Source organism: Enterobacter cloacae complex sp. SHL021 (assembly GCF_049237765.1).
Classification (GTDB): domain Bacteria; phylum Pseudomonadota; class Gammaproteobacteria; order Enterobacterales; family Enterobacteriaceae; genus Enterobacter; species Enterobacter cloacae.
In genome coordinates this window covers 56,598-72,970 of record NZ_JBMKJG010000013.1, presented here as the reverse complement: position 1 = coordinate 72,970, position 16,373 = coordinate 56,598, and the positions used below count along the sequence as shown (strand labels likewise).

Sequence of the window (16,373 nt, the reverse complement as noted above, 5' to 3'; positions counted from 1 at the left end):
AAGGCGAAGCCGCCACCCGGCTTAAGCATTTAAAGTGAGCACAAGAAGCCCCATATATGAAGAATGCAACGTTCTACCTTCTGGACAACGACACCCATCAGGATGGCCTCAGCGCTGTAGAACAGCTGGTGTGTGAAATTGCCGCAGAACGTTGGCGCGCAGGTAAGCGGGTTCTAATTGCCTGTGAAGATGAACAGCAGGCGATTCGTCTTGACGAAGCGCTGTGGGCGCGCCCGCCGGAGAGTTTTGTACCGCATAACCTGTCTGGCGAAGGGCCGCGCGGCGGCGCACCGGTCGAGATAGCCTGGCCGCAAAAGCGCAACAGCAGCGCGCGCGATATTCTGATTAGCCTGCGGATAGATTTTGCAGATTTTGCCACCGCTTTCACAGAAGTGGTAGACTTTGTCCCTTACGAAGAATCCTTGAAACAACTGGCGCGCGAACGCTACAAAGCGTACCGCCTGGCTGGTTTTAACCTGAATACGGCAACCTGGAAATAATGGAAAAGACATATAACCCACGCGATATCGAACAGCCGCTTTACGAGCACTGGGAACAGCAGGGCTATTTCAAGCCTAACGGCGATGAAAGCAAAGAGTCCTTCTGCATCATGATCCCGCCGCCGAACGTCACCGGCAGTTTGCATATGGGTCATGCCTTCCAGCAGACCATCATGGATACCATGATCCGCTACCAGCGCATGCAGGGCAAAAACACCCTGTGGCAGGCGGGGACTGACCACGCGGGTATCGCGACCCAGATGGTGGTTGAGCGTAAGATTGCCGCTGAAGAGGGTAAAACCCGTCACGATTACGGTCGCGACGCCTTTATCGACAAAATCTGGCAGTGGAAAGCAGAATCTGGCGGCACCATTACCCGTCAGATGCGCCGTCTCGGTAACTCCGTAGACTGGGAGCGCGAGCGTTTCACCATGGACGAAGGCCTTTCCAACGCCGTAAAAGAAGTGTTCGTCCGTCTGTACAAAGAAGACCTGATTTACCGTGGCAAACGCCTGGTTAACTGGGACCCGAAACTGCGCACCGCGATCTCTGACCTGGAAGTGGAAAACCGCGAGTCTAAAGGTTCCATGTGGCACATCCGCTATCCGCTGGCCGACGGCGCGAAAACCGCAGACGGTAAAGATTACTTAGTGGTGGCAACCACCCGTCCGGAAACCCTGCTGGGCGATACCGGCGTGGCCGTTAACCCGGAAGATCCGCGTTATAAAGATCTGATTGGCAAATTCGTGGTGCTGCCGCTGGTGAACCGCCGCATTCCGATAGTGGGCGACGAACACGCCGACATGGAAAAAGGCACCGGCTGCGTGAAAATCACCCCGGCGCACGACTTCAACGACTACGAAGTGGGTCGTCGTCACGCCCTGCCGATGATCAACATTCTGACGTTCGACGGTGACATCCGTGAAAGCGCAGAAGTGTATGACACCAAAGGCAACGAATCCGACGTTTACTCAAGCGACATTCCGGCAGAGTTCCAGAAGCTGGAACGCTTTGCCGCGCGTAAAGCGATTGTGGCTGCTGTTGACGCACTCGGCCTGCTGGAAGAGATTAAACCTCACGATTTGACCGTGCCGTACGGCGACCGTGGTGGCGTGGTTATCGAGCCAATGCTGACCGACCAGTGGTATGTGCGTGCCGACGTGCTGGCAAAACCGGCTGTTGAAGCGGTTGAAAACGGCAGCATTCAGTTCGTGCCGAAGCAGTACGAAAACATGTACTTCTCCTGGATGCGCGATATTCAGGACTGGTGTATCTCCCGTCAGCTGTGGTGGGGTCACCGTATCCCGGCATGGTACGACAACGAAGGCAACGTATACGTTGGCCGCAGCGAAGATGAAGTGCGTCAGGAAAACAACCTGAGCGCAGACGTTGCCCTGCGTCAGGACGAAGACGTGCTGGATACCTGGTTCTCCTCCGCGCTGTGGACCTTCTCCACCCTCGGCTGGCCAGAGAACACCGACGCGCTGCGTCAGTTCCACCCAACCAGCGTGATGGTGTCCGGCTTCGATATCATCTTCTTCTGGATTGCCCGCATGATCATGATGACCATGCACTTCATTAAAGATGAAAACGGCAAGCCGCAGGTTCCGTTCCATACCGTCTATATGACCGGTCTTATCCGTGACGATGAAGGCCAGAAGATGTCCAAATCCAAGGGCAACGTCATTGACCCGCTGGATATGGTGGACGGGATCTCCCTGGAAGAGCTGCTGGAAAAACGCACCGGTAACATGATGCAGCCACAGCTGGCAGAGAAGATCCGCAAGCGCACCGAGAAACAGTTCCCGAACGGGATTGAATCTCACGGTACTGACGCCCTGCGTTTCACCCTGGCGGCGCTGGCCTCTACCGGTCGCGACATCAACTGGGACATGAAGCGTCTGGAAGGTTACCGTAACTTCTGTAACAAACTGTGGAACGCCAGCCGCTTCGTGCTGATGAACACCGAAGATCAGGATTGCGGCTTCAACGGCGGCGAGATGATCCTCTCTCTGGCCGACCGCTGGATCCTGGCGGAATTCAACCAGACGGTGAAAGCGTTCCGCGAGGCGCTGGACAGCTACCGCTTCGACATCGCGGCGGGCATTCTGTACGAATTCACCTGGAACCAGTTCTGTGACTGGTACCTGGAGCTGGCGAAGCCGGTCATGAACGGCGGAACGGAGGCAGAGCTGCGCGGCACGCGTAACACGCTGATCACTGTGCTGGAAGGCCTGCTGCGTCTGGCGCACCCGATCATTCCATTTATCACCGAAACCATCTGGCAGCGTGTGAAAGCGATCGCGGGCATCAACGCCGACACCATCATGCTGCAGCCGTTCCCGGAATTCGATGCCGCTAAAGTGGATGAAGCTGCCTCAGCGGATACCGAGTGGCTGAAGCAGGCGATCGTCGCTGTACGTAACATCCGTGCAGAAATGAACATCGCCCCGGGCAAACCGCTGGAACTGCTCCTGCGCGGTTGCAGCGACGCGGCTGTTCGTCGTGTCACCGAGAACAATACCTTCCTGAAAACCATGGCGCGTCTGGAAAGCATCACCGTGCTGCCAGCCGATGACAAAGGTCCGGTCTCCGTGACGAAAATCATCGACGGCGCTGAGCTGCTGATCCCAATGGCGGGTCTCGTCGACAAAGACGCTGAGCTGGCACGTCTGGCGAAAGAAGTGGCGAAAGTCGACGTGGAAATTGGCAAAATCGAAAGCAAACTGGCGAACGAAGGCTTTGTCGCCCGAGCGCCGGAAGCGGTCATCGCCAAAGAGCGTGAACGCCTGGTTGCTTTCGCCGATGCGAAGACCAAGCTGATTGAGCAGCAGGCGGTGATTGCGGCCCTGTAATGCTTTTACCCCTTACGCTTCAGGGCGTAAGGGGTATTCTTCCTGAAAACTCCTCGCTTGCACTCCCCTTTCTGCGGTGCTATTAACAGCAGTTGTGTGTCAATTTTTGTAATGAGTAATGCTATGAGCGTGATTACCCCCGTCGCGACGACGATGCGTCGGATCGCTGTGCAGGACAACCCGGCTATCGCCGCCGTTATCCGTACGGTTTCTGCCGAATATGGCCTGACGGCTGATAAAGGCTATACGGTTGCTGATCCAAATCTGGACGAGCTGTTCCAGCTTTACAGCCAGCCGGGCCATGCCTACTGGGTTATTGAGCAGAATGGCCAGGTGGTGGGCGGCGGCGGCGTTGCTCCGCTCAGCTGCAGCGAGCCGGATATCTGCGAGCTGCAGAAAATGTATTTCCTGCCATCTGTTCGCGGACTAGGCCTGGCGAAGAAACTGGCGCTGGTCGCACTCGACTATGCCCGCAATCAGGGTTTTACACGCTGTTACCTCGAAACAACCGCCTTTCTCAAAGAGGCCATCGGCCTGTATGAACATCTCGGCTTTGAGCATATTGATGCACCGCTGGGCTGCACCGGCCACGTCGATTGCGAAGTCAGGATGCTGAAAACGCTGTAAATACTTTTGCTGCCCTCTTCTGTTAAGCGGTGGTTAACTGAATGCTCTACACTCTCAGTTCACACCATAACGGGGGAAACACGATGTCGAAGATAAAAAGCTACGCCGCACCGCAGGCGGGTGCAGAACTTGAACTGTACGAGTACGATGCGGGCGAACTAAAAGCGGAAGACGTCGAAGTACAGGTTGATTACTGCGGGATCTGCCACTCGGATCTCTCCATGATCGACAACGAATGGGGCTTTTCAAGCTATCCACTGATCGCCGGACACGAAGTGATTGGCCGCGTCGTGGCGCTCGGCAGCGCTGCGCAGGACAAAGGCCTGAAAGTGGGCCAGCGCGTGGGTATTGGCTGGACGGCACGCAGCTGCGGTCATTGCGACGCCTGTATCAGCGGCAACCAGATCAACTGCCTTGAAGGCGCCGTTCCAACCATCCTCAACAGGGGCGGTTTTGCCGATAAACTGCGCGCCGACTGGCAATGGGTCATTCCGCTGCCGGACAGCATTGATATCGAATCCGCAGGCCCGCTGCTGTGCGGCGGCATTACTGTCTTTAAACCGCTGCTGATGCACCATATCACCGCCACCAGCCGTGTGGGTGTGATTGGTATCGGGGGGCTCGGTCATATTGCCATCAAACTGCTGCACGCGATGGGCTGCGAAGTGACGGCATTCAGTTCTAACCCGGCGAAAGAACAAGAAGTGCTGGCGATGGGAGCGGATAAAGTGGTGAACAGCCGCGATCCAGACGCGCTGAAAGCACTGGCGGGTCAATTCGATCTGATCATCAACACCGTTAATGTCGATCTCAACTGGCAGCCGTACTTTGAAGCACTGGCCTACGGCGGTAACTTCCATACTGTGGGTGCCGTGCTGAAGCCGCTGCCGGTTCCGGCGTTTACCCTGATCGGCGGGGATCGCAGCGTGTCCGGCTCTGCAACCGGCACGCCGTTCGAGTTGCGCAAACTGATGAAGTTCGCCGGGCGCACGAAAGTATCGCCAACCACCGAACTCTATCCGATGTCGAAAATCAACGAAGCGATCCAGCACGTGCGTGACGGCAAAGCCCGTTACCGTGTGGTGTTGAAAGCAGATTTTTAATGTGACACACCCCTCTCCCACAGGGCTGAGGGTTCCTCACAAAATAATACCTGCACGGAGGACTCCCTCTCCCTTGAGGGAGAGGGCTGGGGTGAGGGGGAACATATGGCTGTAGAGGTAATTCCGTTCACTTTACGTTCCTTGCTGCTCTGTAACAACATGACCCGTGAACGTGCCAGGGTGGCTCAGTCGCCACCACCCTGGCAACCCGGGCTCCCGGCGGTAAATCGCCGCTTCGCGGTACCTTCGGCTTATTCCTTCCGGCTTATCGGGGACGGGCGGATGTAACGTCCCTGTAAAGCCGCCCTCTCGGCGCATCCATGCGCCTCGCCCCGGCCTGCAGGAAACGCCTCAGCGATTTACAGCCGGACCAGGGCGTCGCTGTAAATCATTCATTTTCCTGAAACAACTTTCGTCGCTTTCGGTAAAAAAATTACTGGGGATCCCTCAGCCCACAGGGAGAGGGTGCAAACACTAAAAACGGTAACGGTTGTTACCGTTTTGCTTCTACCATGGCCTTAAACACCTCTGCCACCGCAACCGCTCCCGGATCCATTACCCCATCCAGATTCTCTTTATTCACATACGACGAACGTCCCGCGCCCGCTTTGCCCATTCTGGCCGTTGCCTCTGCGCCCTGCTGTGCCGCCTGCGCCGCCGCCTGAAGATCGTTTTTCTGCAACGTCTCCAGCGCCGGCTGTAGCGCATCGATCAGCGTGCGATCGCCGAGATCGGCCCCGCCATACTGCTTCATCTGTGCCAGCCCGCTCAGCAATGCATCCGCAAGCGATTGTCCGTCATGCAGCTTTTGTCCGGCTGCCGTGAAAAAGATCGACATTAATACGCCACTCGATCCGCCCATCACCGTTGCCAGCCGCTCGCCCACCAGCAGAAGTAATGTCGACACGTCGTTAAGAGGAAGGTTGTTCTCCTCCAGACGCTGCGCAATCTCCCGCGCCCCTTGCGCAAAGGTGGATCCGGTATCGCCATCCCCCACTTTCGCATCCAGCGCGTTCAGACGGTTTTCCAGCTGAATCAACGTCTTTGTCACCACAGAGACATATTCGCCCACCTGCGGATTTGCGGACGGGGTAAACTCCACGCGGTCATGGATCGCGCTATGCTCCTGGGTACGCAGCGGGGCAAACGCCACCGGCTTCTGCCAGCCCAGCGTCTCAACCTCTTCATGAAGGGCTTTTTCGAACAGATCGTTTAGCTTCAGCAGCGTCAGCGAAAAGCCCTTCATATCCAGGGCGCTCACCAGCGGTGCCGGGCCAATCAGGTACGCCAGGTTATCTTTCAGTGCCGAGTGGGCCAGCTCTTTGGTGAGCAGAGCCATCTCAAGCGCTGATACGCCCCCCAGGTTATTGATCAACACTGCGAAGCGCCCGTCACCCGCCTTCGCCTTGAGCGGCGTCACCAGCGTGTCGATAATCGCTTTACTGTTCTGCGTATCCACGACGGAAGCCCCCGGCTCACCATGAATGCCCAGACCCAGCTCGACATGACCTTGCTTAATGCGCCCTTCTTCCTCGTCGCTTCCCGGCAGGTTACACGTTTGCATCGCAACGCCCAGGCTCCAGAGGTTATCGCAGGCCTGTTGCGCAATATCACGCACTTCACTCAGCGATTTTCCGTGCTCTGCGGCATAACCCGCGATCTTATGAACCAGCGCCGTACCGGCAATGCCGCGCGGCTGTTTGTTGTCCGGCAGCGCAATATCGTCTGCCACAATGACCATCTCCACCTTCAGGCCGTAGCGTTTCGCCTTTTCTGCCGCCAGACCAAAATTCAGGCGGTCACCGGTGTAGTTTTTAACGATCAGCAGGCAGCCACGGTCACCCGTCACCGCCACAATGGCATTCAGCACCGCATCCACGCTCGGCGAGGCGAACAGATCGCCGCACACTGCTGCCGTCAACATACCTTTGCCGACAAACCCGGCGTGTGCAGGCTCGTGGCCGGAACCGCCACCGGAGATCACCGCCACGCGGCTCTTGTCCCAGTCGCTGCGGGCCACAATGCGAATGGCAGGATCAACATCAAGCTTGACGAGGTTACCGTGCGGAGCAGAAATCAGAATGCCTTCAATAGCATCGTTGACCAGTTGTTTGCGATTATTAAAAAAGAATCTGGACATACATTCTCAACTTGTTGTGAACCGTATGCAAAAGCATAGTCCGCGCTGGGTAATACGCCGCAAAGTAAGGAATTTTTAACGCCATTTTGCCGTCAGGTTGCCTATACTCCACCCAGGACTAAGAGAGGATGAGTATCATGAGTACACCATTGTTAATTGCCAGGACGCTGGAGAAAGAGCTGTTTTTACTGCCTGCGATGGCGAACCGTCACGGCCTGATCACCGGCGCCACCGGGACGGGGAAAACCGTTACCCTGCAGAAGCTGGCCGAATCGCTCTCTGAGATTGGCGTGCCGGTCTTTATGGCCGATGTAAAAGGCGATTTAACCGGTGTGGCTCAGGAGGGGGCCCCCTCAGAAAAACTCCTTGAGCGTCTGAAAAATATCGGCGTCAATGACTGGACGCCGCACAACAACCCGGTAGTTGTCTGGGATATCTTTGGTGAGAAAGGTCATCCGGTACGTGCCACCGTCTCCGATCTTGGCCCGCTGCTGCTGGCCCGTCTTCTGAATCTCAACGATGTCCAGTCCGGGGTGTTGAACATCATCTTCCGTATTGCCGACGATCAGGGGCTGCTGCTGCTCGATTTCAAAGATCTGCGCGCCATTACCCAATACATCGGCGATAACGCTAAATCCTTCCAGAACCAGTACGGCAACATCAGCAGTGCCTCCGTGGGGGCCATTCAGCGCGGGTTACTGACGCTGGAGCAACAGGGGGCAGAGCATTTCTTCGGCGAGCCGATGCTCGATATCAAAGACTGGATGCGCACTGACAGCAACGGCAAAGGCATCATCAACATTCTGAGCTCAGAGAAGCTCTATCAGATGCCGAAACTCTACGCCGCCAGCCTGCTGTGGATGCTCTCTGAACTTTACGAACAGCTGCCGGAGGCGGGCGACCTTGAGAAGCCGAAGCTGGTGTTCTTCTTCGACGAAGCGCACCTGCTGTTCAACGATGCGCCGCAGGTGCTGCTCGACAAGATCGAGCAGGTTATCCGGCTGATCCGCTCCAAAGGCGTCGGCGTGTGGTTTGTTTCGCAAAACCCGTCGGATATCCCCGATAACGTGCTGGGGCAGCTCGGTAATCGCGTCCAGCACGCCCTGCGCGCCTTTACGCCAAAAGATCAGAAAGCCGTCAAAGCTGCCGCACAAACCATGCGCGCGAACCCGGCCTTTGATACCGAAGCGGCGATTCAGGCGCTGGGTACCGGTGAGGCGCTGATCTCCTTCCTGGATGCCAAAGGCAGCCCGTCCATTGTGGAACGCGCCATGGTGATTGCCCCTTGCTCGCGAATGGGGCCGGTAACGGACGATGAGCGCAACGGACTGATTAACCACTCCCCGGTTTACGGGAAATACGAAGATGAAGTGGATCGCGAATCTGCCTTCGAGATGCTGCAAAAAGGGGTACAGGCCACCACCGACTCGCAGGACGCCCCACCCGCCAGGGGGCAGTCAGTCGCGGTGGATGACGGCATTCTGGGTGGGCTGAAAGACATTTTGTTTGGCAGTACCGGGCCGCGCGGCGGCAAGCGCGATGGCGTTGTACAGACGATGGCGAAAAGCGCCGCGCGGCAGGTCACGAATCAGATAGTGCGCGGCATGCTGGGGAGTCTGTTAGGCGGTCGCCGCCGGTAGCGGAGCGACCCACGGCCGTCCCAGCGCCGAGCCCTGCACACCGTGCTCATGCAGATAGCGGTCAATCTCCACCATCCCCGTCCAGCGGTTCTCACACCATAGCGGTGCCAGAAGCGTTGGACGGCGGGCGCTGGCGGAGATACGGTGATAGACAATCTCGGGCGGCGTATGACGGATCATCTCCCCTGCCGTTACCGTATACTCGTCGAGTGCGATGCCGTTTAACCGCCCGGCTTGCCAGGCTTTGGCCATAATGCTGCCCTGCACAATATGCAGCGGGTGCAGCTTGATCCCGTCCACGCCTGTCTCAACGACTTTTTCCAGCGTCTCCAGGCCATGCTGAAGCCCTTCTCCCGGCAGGCCGACAATCAGATGCGTGCAAACTTTCAGGCCACGTTCGCGGGCCAGGCGCGTGGTGCGCTGATAGCAGGCAAAATCATGGCCGCGATTAATACGGTGCAGGGTTTTGTCATGCGCGCTCTGCAGGCCTAGTTCCAGCCAGATCTCATAGCCCTGCTCTTTATACTCGCTGAGTAAATCCAGCACCGCGTCGGGCACGCAGTCCGGACGCGTACCGACACACAGCCCGACAATGTTCGCCTGAGCGACCGCCTGTTGATACATCGAACGCAGCACCTGCACTTCCGCCCATGTGCTGGTGTAGGCCTGGAAATAGGCCAGATACTGCTTTGCCCGGTTCACAAGACGGGCCTGATGCGCGAGCTGTTCCGCGATAGATTTATGCTGCTGCGCCTCGTCCGCAAAGGAGGCCACGTTACAGAAGGTGCAGCCGCCGCGCCCGAGCGTACCATCGCGATTCGGGCAGCTAAAACCGCCATGCAGCGTCAGCTTGTGAACCTTTTGCCCGTAGCGCTGCAAAAGATCCCCACCAAACATATTGACTAATTTCTGTAACTGCATAATCTGATAGACCGTCCCGAAGAAAGGGGACAAGCCTGCCATTTTTAGCCACCATCGGCGATGACCTGGATCAATCGCCCTGGCTGGCCTTTATCTATTTGAATAACTACTCAAGATTACTGCAATTTCATTCACGACAAATGTGATTACTTTTCCTTATGTTCTGATTGTTTTTTTTATTTATAACGCCAGCACTGAAAAACAGTGACTTTATGCGGGTTTAAACCGCACAGCAGTTTATTATCCTGTAAAAAAACCAGCATTCAGCACGCTGCATCAATAATACCGCTTTCATATAGTGAGTCAGATCACACTCCGCTGCGACTTCGCAGGGCGCTTAGTGGTTGTAAAAATAGTTAAATATCTTTTAAATACAATAGATTATCTTCTCTATAGCACATTTTTGTATAAATAAGATTGCCATTTGACCTGTGTACCAATTCCCGATAAGTTGGAAATCCGCTGGAAGCTTTCTGGATGAGCGGCCTGCTCATCATATTTATGCAGTAATTGAGATTCCCTCTGAAGCAAGTCCTCAAACTTGTTTACCTGCGCGAAAGGATGAAAAGAGGGCGAATGCGAGGTCCGCGTATGAAACGCAAACCCCGTCGCCATGCTCTTTCTGTGCCTGTGCGCCACGGTTCAGTGGGAAGCCCGACGAGCCTGGGGAGGTTCACTGATATGTTGTACGATAAATCCCTTGAGAAGGATAACTGTGGTTTCGGCCTGATCGCCCACATAGAAGGCGAACCTAGCCACAAGGTAGTGCGTACTGCTATTCACGCACTGGCCCGTATGCAGCACCGTGGTGCCATCCTTGCCGATGGTAAAACCGGCGACGGTTGCGGCCTGCTGCTGCAAAAACCGGATCGTTTCTTCCGTATCGTGGCGGAAGAGCGCGGCTGGCGTTTAGCCAAAAACTACGCTGTCGGTATGCTGTTCCTGAATCAGGATCCTGAAAAAGCTGCCGCCTCACGCCGCATCGTTGAAGAAGAACTTCAGCGTGAAACCCTGTCTATTGTCGGCTGGCGCGATGTGCCAACCAACGAAGGGGTGCTCGGTGAAATCGCCCTCTCCTCGCTGCCTCGTATTGAACAGATTTTTGTTAATGCGCCTGCTGGCTGGCGTCCACGTGATATGGAACGCCGTCTGTTTATCGCCCGCCGCCGCATTGAAAAGCGTCTCCAGGACGACAAAGAGTTCTACGTCTGTAGCCTCTCGAACCTGGTGAACATCTATAAAGGTCTGTGTATGCCAGCTGACCTGCCGCGCTTCTACCTGGACCTGGCGGACCTGCGTCTGGAATCGGCCATTTGCCTGTTCCACCAGCGCTTCTCCACCAACACCGTTCCACGCTGGCCGCTGGCACAGCCGTTCCGCTATCTGGCGCACAACGGCGAGATCAACACCATCACCGGTAACCGCCAGTGGGCGCGCGCCCGTACCTATAAGTTCCAGACCCCACTGATCCCGGACCTGCATGATGCTGCGCCGTTCGTTAACGAAACCGGCTCTGACTCCAGCTCCATGGATAACATGCTGGAGCTGCTGCTGGCAGGCGGCATGGATATCGTGCGTGCCATGCGTCTGCTCGTGCCACCGGCCTGGCAGAACAATCCGGATATGGATCCGGAGCTGCGCGCATTCTTTGACTTTAACTCCATGCACATGGAGCCATGGGATGGCCCGGCGGGCATCGTCATGTCCGACGGTCGTTTTGCCGCCTGTAACCTGGACCGTAACGGTCTGCGTCCGGCACGCTACGTCATCACCAAAGACAAGCTCATCACCTGCGCCTCAGAAGTCGGTATCTGGGATTACCAGCCTGACGAAGTGGTTGAGAAAGGCCGTGTTGGGCCGGGCGAGCTGATGGTTATCGATACCCGCGGTGGGCGTATTCTGCACTCCGCTGAAACAGACAACGATCTGAAGAGCCGCCATCCCTATAAAGAGTGGATGGAGAAAAACGTGCGCCGTCTGGTGCCGTTCGAAGATCTGCCGGACGAAGAAGTGGGCAGCCGCGAGCTGGACGACGATACGCTGGCAAGCTTCCAGAAGCAGTTTAACTACAGTGCGGAAGAGCTGGATTCCGTCATCCGCGTGCTTGGTGAAAACGGTCAGGAGGCTGTCGGCTCCATGGGTGACGATACCCCGTTTGCCGTGCTCTCCAGCCAGCCGCGTGTAATTTATGACTACTTCCGTCAACAGTTTGCACAGGTGACCAACCCGCCAATCGACCCGCTGCGTGAAGCCCACGTCATGTCATTGGCGACAAGCATTGGTCGCGAGATGAACGTCTTCTGCGAGGCAGAAGGCCAGGCTCACCGCCTGACCTTTAAATCGCCGATCCTGCTTTACTCCGATTTCAAACAGCTCACCACGCTGAAAGAGGATCACTACCGCGCTGACACGCTCGATATCACCTTCGACGTGACCGAAGCGACCCTCGAAGAGACGGTGAACGCGCTGTGTGACAAAGCGGAACAGATGGTGCGTAACGGCACCGTTCTGCTGGTGCTGTCTGACCGTAACATTGCGAAGAACCGCCTGCCGGTGCCTGCGCCAATGGCGGTGGGGGCTATCCAGACGCGCCTGGTCGATAAGAGCCTGCGCTGCGACGCCAACATCATTGTTGAAACCGCAAGCGCACGCGATCCACACCACTTTGCCGTGCTGTTAGGCTTTGGTGCGACGGCGATCTATCCATACCTGGCCTACGAAACGCTGGCTCGTCTGGTGGACACCCGCGCGATCGACAAAGATTACCGTACCGTGATGCTGAACTACCGTAACGGCATCAACAAAGGCCTTTACAAGATCATGTCCAAAATGGGCATCTCGACCATCGCCTCTTACCGCTGCTCGAAGCTGTTTGAAGCGGTTGGCCTGCATAACGACGTGGCAAACCTCTGCTTCCAGGGCGTGGTCAGCCGCATCGGTGGAGCCGGTTTTGCCGACTTCCAGCAGGATCTGGTGAACCTGTCTAAGCGTGCCTGGCTGGCACGTAAGCCGCTGGAGCAAGGTGGTCTGCTGAAGTACGTTCACGGTGGTGAGTATCACGCCTACAACCCGGACGTGGTGCGCACGCTGCAGCAGGCCGTCCAGAGCGGCGAGTACAGCGATTATCAGCAGTATGCTGAGCTGGTGAACAACCGTCCGGCGGCCACGCTGCGCGATCTGCTGGCGCTGAACCCGGGTGATGAAGCGGTCAGCATCGACGACGTAGAGCCTGCGTATGAGCTGTTCAAACGCTTTGACACCGCTGCTATGTCCATCGGCGCATTAAGCCCGGAAGCCCACGAGGCGCTGGCCGAAGCGATGAACAGCATCGGCGGTAACTCTAACTCCGGTGAAGGCGGTGAAGATCCTGCCCGCTACGGCACCAATAAAGTGTCCCGTATCAAGCAGGTGGCATCCGGTCGCTTTGGCGTAACGCCTGCGTACCTGGTTAACGCCGACGTCATTCAGATTAAAGTCGCTCAGGGGGCAAAACCGGGCGAAGGCGGTCAGTTACCGGGTGATAAAGTCACCCCGTACATCGCCAAACTGCGTTACTCGGTACCGGGCGTGACGCTGATCTCCCCGCCGCCGCACCACGATATCTACTCTATCGAGGATCTGGCGCAGCTGATTTTCGACCTGAAACAGGTCAACCCGAAAGCGATGATCTCCGTGAAGCTGGTTTCCGAACCGGGCGTCGGCACCATCGCGACCGGTGTGGCGAAAGCCTATGCGGATCTCATCACCATCGCCGGTTATGACGGTGGTACTGGTGCAAGCCCGCTCTCTTCCGTGAAATACGCGGGTTGTCCGTGGGAGCTGGGCCTGGTGGAAACCCAACAGGCTCTGGTGGCAAACGGTCTGCGCCACAAGATCCGTCTGCAGGTGGACGGCGGCCTGAAAACCGGCCTCGACATCATCAAGGCGGCGATTCTGGGTGCGGAAAGCTTCGGCTTTGGTACTGGCCCGATGGTTGCGCTGGGCTGTAAATACCTGCGTATTTGCCACCTGAACAACTGTGCGACCGGCGTTGCAACCCAGGACGAGAAGCTGCGTAAGAACCACTATCACGGCCTGCCGTTCAAAGTGACGAACTACTTTGACTTCATCGCCCGTGAAACCCGCGAGCTGATGGCGCAACTGGGTGTAAAACGTCTGGTGGATCTGATTGGCCGTACCGACCTGCTGAAAGAGCTGGACGGTTTCACTGCCAAACAGCAGAAACTGGATCTGGGCAAGCTGCTGGAAACGGCCGAGCCGCATCCGGGTAAAGCGGTCTACTGCACCGAGAACAACCCGCCGTTCGACAATGGCGTGCTGAACGCGCAGCTGCTGCAGCAGGCGAAGCCATATGTGGATGAGAAGCAGAGCAAAACGTTCTGGTTTGATATCCGCAACACCGACCGCTCTGTGGGCGCGTCGCTCTCTGGTTACATCGCGCAAACGCACGGCGATCAGGGGCTGGCAGCGGATCCGATCACCGCGCACTTCAGCGGTACGGCGGGTCAGAGCTTCGGTGTGTGGAATGCCGGCGGCGTTGAGCTGTACCTGACCGGCGATGCTAACGACTACGTCGGTAAAGGCATGGCGGGTGGTCTGCTGGCGGTGCGTCCTCCGGTGGGCTCTGCTTTCCGCAGTCACGAGGCCAGCATCATCGGTAACACCTGTCTTTACGGCGCGACCGGTGGCCGTCTGTTTGCCGCGGGCCGTGCGGGTGAGCGTTTTGCGGTGCGTAACTCCGGTGCTATCACCGTGGTGGAAGGCATTGGCGATAACGGCTGTGAATACATGACGGGAGGGATTGTTTGCGTGCTGGGTAAAACCGGCGTGAACTTTGGCGCAGGCATGACGGGCGGTTTTGCATACGTCCTGGATGAAGATGGTGAGTTCCGCAAACGCGTGAACCCAGAACTGGTGGAAGTGCTGGACGTTGATACGCTGGCGATCCACGAAGAACATCTGCGCGGTTTGATTACCGAACACGTGCAGCATACCGGTTCTTCGCGCGGCGAAGAGATCCTGGCGAACTGGCCGGCGTTCTCTGCGAAATTCGCGCTGGTTAAACCGAAGTCCAGCGATGTTAAAGCCCTGTTAGGTCACCGTAGTCGTAGCGCAGCAGAGCTGCGTGTGCAGGCGCAGTAAGGAATTCAGATGAGCCAGAACGTATACCAGTTTATCGACCTGCAGCGTGTTGATCCGCCAAAGAAACCGCTGAAGATCCGTAAAATTGAATTTGTAGAAATCTATGAGCCGTTTTCAGAAGGCCAGGCCAAAGCACAGGCAGACCGCTGCCTGTCCTGCGGTAACCCTTACTGTGAGTGGAAATGTCCGGTCCATAACTACATCCCTAACTGGCTGAAGCTGGCCAACGAAGGGCGTATTTTTGAAGCCGCCGAGCTTTCTCACCAGACCAACACCCTGCCAGAAGTGTGCGGCCGCGTGTGTCCGCAGGACCGTCTGTGTGAAGGCTCCTGTACGCTGAACGACGAGTTTGGCGCGGTGACCATCGGTAACATTGAGCGCTACATCAACGATAAAGCGTTTGAGATGGGCTGGCGTCCGGATATGACCGGCGTGAAGCAAACCGATAAGCGCGTGGCGATCATCGGCGCGGGTCCGGCGGGCCTGGCCTGTGCGGATGTCCTGACCCGTAACGGCGTGAAGGCGGTGGTCTTTGACCGTCATCCGGAGATCGGCGGCCTGCTGACCTTCGGTATCCCGGCCTTCAAGCTGGAGAAAGAGGTTATGACCCGTCGCCGTGAAATCTTCACCGGCATGGGCATTGAGTTCAAACTGAATGTAGAAGTGGGCCGCGACGTGCAGCTCGACGATCTGCTGAAGGATTACGACGCCGTGTTCCTGGGCGTGGGTACCTATCAGTCCATGCGTGGCGGGCTCGAGAACGAAGACGCGCCAGGCGTGTACGACGCGCTGCCGTTCCTGATTGCCAACACCAAGCAGATCATGGGATATGGCGAAACGGCCGATGAGCCTTACGTCAGCATGGAAGGCAAACGCGTGGTGGTGCTGGGCGGTGGTGACACCGCGATGGACTGCGTGCGTACCTCTATTCGTCAGAACGCGGCGCACGTAATCTGTGCTTACCGTCGTGACGAAGAGAACATGCCGGGCTCAAAACGCGAAGTGAAAAACGCGCGTGAAGAGGGCGTGGAGTTCCAGTTCAACATCCAGCCTCTGGGTATTGAAGTGAATGCCAACGGTAAAGTGAGCGGCGTGAAGATGGCGCGCACCGAGATGGGTGCCCCGGATGCCAAAGGCCGCCGTCGCGCGGAGATCGTGGCTGGTTCTGAGCACGTGATCCCGGCTGACGCGGTCGTCATGGCGTTCGGTTTCCGTCCTCACAGCATGGAGTGGCTGGCGAAGCACAGCGTTGAGCTGGATTCGCAGGGTCGTATTATCGCGCCAGAAGGCAGCGACAATGCGTTCCAGACCAGCAACCCGAAAATCTTCGCCGGTGGTGATATCGTTCGTGGTTCTGACCTGGTGGTGACGGCAATTGCCGAAGGCCGTAAGGCGGCAGACGGTATACTGAATTATCTGGAAGTGTAAAAATTGGCCCGGCGATT

At 56.9% G+C, this 16,373-nt stretch carries 10 protein-coding genes; 8 read left to right on the top strand and 2 right to left on the bottom strand.

From position 1 onward, the window contains the following. The first annotated feature begins 56 nt into the window (after positions 1–56). The 5 genes from holC (at position 57) to ACOTZF_RS14535 (ending at position 5,373) form a co-directional block, all read left to right on the top strand. Entirely contained in the window at positions 57–500 is a 444-nt protein-coding gene (gene holC / locus ACOTZF_RS14555) for a DNA polymerase III subunit chi (RefSeq protein WP_008502815.1), read from the top strand. Beyond that, the gene (locus tag ACOTZF_RS14550) at positions 500–3,355 is read left to right on the top strand and encodes a valine--tRNA ligase (protein WP_013098952.1); all 2,856 of its coding nucleotides are present in this window, start codon (positions 500–502) and stop codon (positions 3,353–3,355) included. Before holC ends, ACOTZF_RS14550 begins: the two co-directional genes overlap by 1 nt. 123 nt (positions 3,356–3,478) lie before the next feature. Then, on the top strand, positions 3,479–3,982 hold the full coding sequence (locus ACOTZF_RS14545; RefSeq protein WP_040021921.1) for a GNAT family N-acetyltransferase: 504 nt from the start codon (positions 3,479–3,481) through the stop codon (positions 3,980–3,982). Positions 3,983–4,065: 83 nt separating this feature from the next. After that, positions 4,066–5,085 (top strand): NADPH-dependent aldehyde reductase Ahr, encoded by a 1,020-nt coding sequence (gene ahr, locus ACOTZF_RS14540; RefSeq protein ID WP_129253355.1) that lies wholly within the window; start codon positions 4,066–4,068, stop codon positions 5,083–5,085. 105 nt (positions 5,086–5,190) lie between these two features. Further along, positions 5,191–5,373, top strand: a complete 183-nt coding sequence (locus ACOTZF_RS14535) for a hypothetical protein (protein WP_129253358.1) — start codon at positions 5,191–5,193, stop codon at positions 5,371–5,373. A 205-nt stretch (positions 5,374–5,578) separates the two neighbouring features. Here ACOTZF_RS14535 and ACOTZF_RS14530 read toward each other — a convergent pair whose 3' ends face one another. Then, complete coding sequence (locus tag ACOTZF_RS14530) at positions 5,579–7,225, bottom strand: dihydroxyacetone kinase subunit DhaK (protein ID WP_038420702.1); 1,647 nt, start codon at positions 7,223–7,225, stop codon at positions 5,579–5,581. Between the two features lie 137 nt (positions 7,226–7,362). Between ACOTZF_RS14530 and ACOTZF_RS14525 the strand changes: the two genes are divergently transcribed. Beyond that, entirely contained in the window at positions 7,363–8,865 is a 1,503-nt protein-coding gene (locus tag ACOTZF_RS14525) for a helicase HerA-like C-terminal domain-containing protein (protein WP_013098956.1), read from the top strand. Here ACOTZF_RS14525 and ACOTZF_RS14520 read toward each other — a convergent pair. Further along, positions 8,845–9,786 (bottom strand): TIGR01212 family radical SAM protein, encoded by a 942-nt coding sequence (locus ACOTZF_RS14520; protein WP_097533874.1) that lies wholly within the window; start codon positions 9,784–9,786, stop codon positions 8,845–8,847. The two genes, ACOTZF_RS14525 and ACOTZF_RS14520, sit on opposite strands and share 21 nt — an antisense overlap. Positions 9,787–10,467: 681 nt before the next feature. Between ACOTZF_RS14520 and gltB the strand changes: the two genes are divergently transcribed. Continuing rightward, on the top strand, positions 10,468–14,928 hold the full coding sequence (gltB, locus tag ACOTZF_RS14515) for a glutamate synthase large subunit (RefSeq protein ID WP_129253360.1): 4,461 nt from the start codon (positions 10,468–10,470) through the stop codon (positions 14,926–14,928). Positions 14,929–14,937: 9 nt separating this feature from the next. Beyond that, on the top strand, positions 14,938–16,356 hold the full coding sequence (gene gltD, locus ACOTZF_RS14510; protein ID WP_013098959.1) for a glutamate synthase subunit GltD: 1,419 nt from the start codon (positions 14,938–14,940) through the stop codon (positions 16,354–16,356). The last annotated feature ends 17 nt before the right edge of the window (positions 16,357–16,373 follow it).

Excerpts from the sequence above, each read along its gene's own strand:
- holC (WP_008502815.1), top strand. The coding sequence starts at position 57 with ATGAAGAATGCAACGTTCTACCTTCTGGACAACGACACCCATCAGGAT.
- ACOTZF_RS14550 (WP_013098952.1), top strand. The coding sequence starts at position 500 with ATGGAAAAGACATATAACCCACGCGATATCGAACAGCCGCTTTACGAG.
- ACOTZF_RS14545 (WP_040021921.1), top strand. The coding sequence starts at position 3,479 with ATGAGCGTGATTACCCCCGTCGCGACGACGATGCGTCGGATCGCTGTG.
- ahr (WP_129253355.1), top strand. The coding sequence starts at position 4,066 with ATGTCGAAGATAAAAAGCTACGCCGCACCGCAGGCGGGTGCAGAACTT.
- ACOTZF_RS14535 (WP_129253358.1), top strand. The coding sequence starts at position 5,191 with ATGGCTGTAGAGGTAATTCCGTTCACTTTACGTTCCTTGCTGCTCTGT.
- ACOTZF_RS14530 (WP_038420702.1), bottom strand. The coding sequence starts at position 7,225 with ATGTCCAGATTCTTTTTTAATAATCGCAAACAACTGGTCAACGATGCT.
- ACOTZF_RS14525 (WP_013098956.1), top strand. The coding sequence starts at position 7,363 with ATGAGTACACCATTGTTAATTGCCAGGACGCTGGAGAAAGAGCTGTTT.
- ACOTZF_RS14520 (WP_097533874.1), bottom strand. The coding sequence starts at position 9,786 with ATGCAGTTACAGAAATTAGTCAATATGTTTGGTGGGGATCTTTTGCAG.
- gltB (WP_129253360.1), top strand. The coding sequence starts at position 10,468 with ATGTTGTACGATAAATCCCTTGAGAAGGATAACTGTGGTTTCGGCCTG.
- gltD (WP_013098959.1), top strand. The coding sequence starts at position 14,938 with ATGAGCCAGAACGTATACCAGTTTATCGACCTGCAGCGTGTTGATCCG.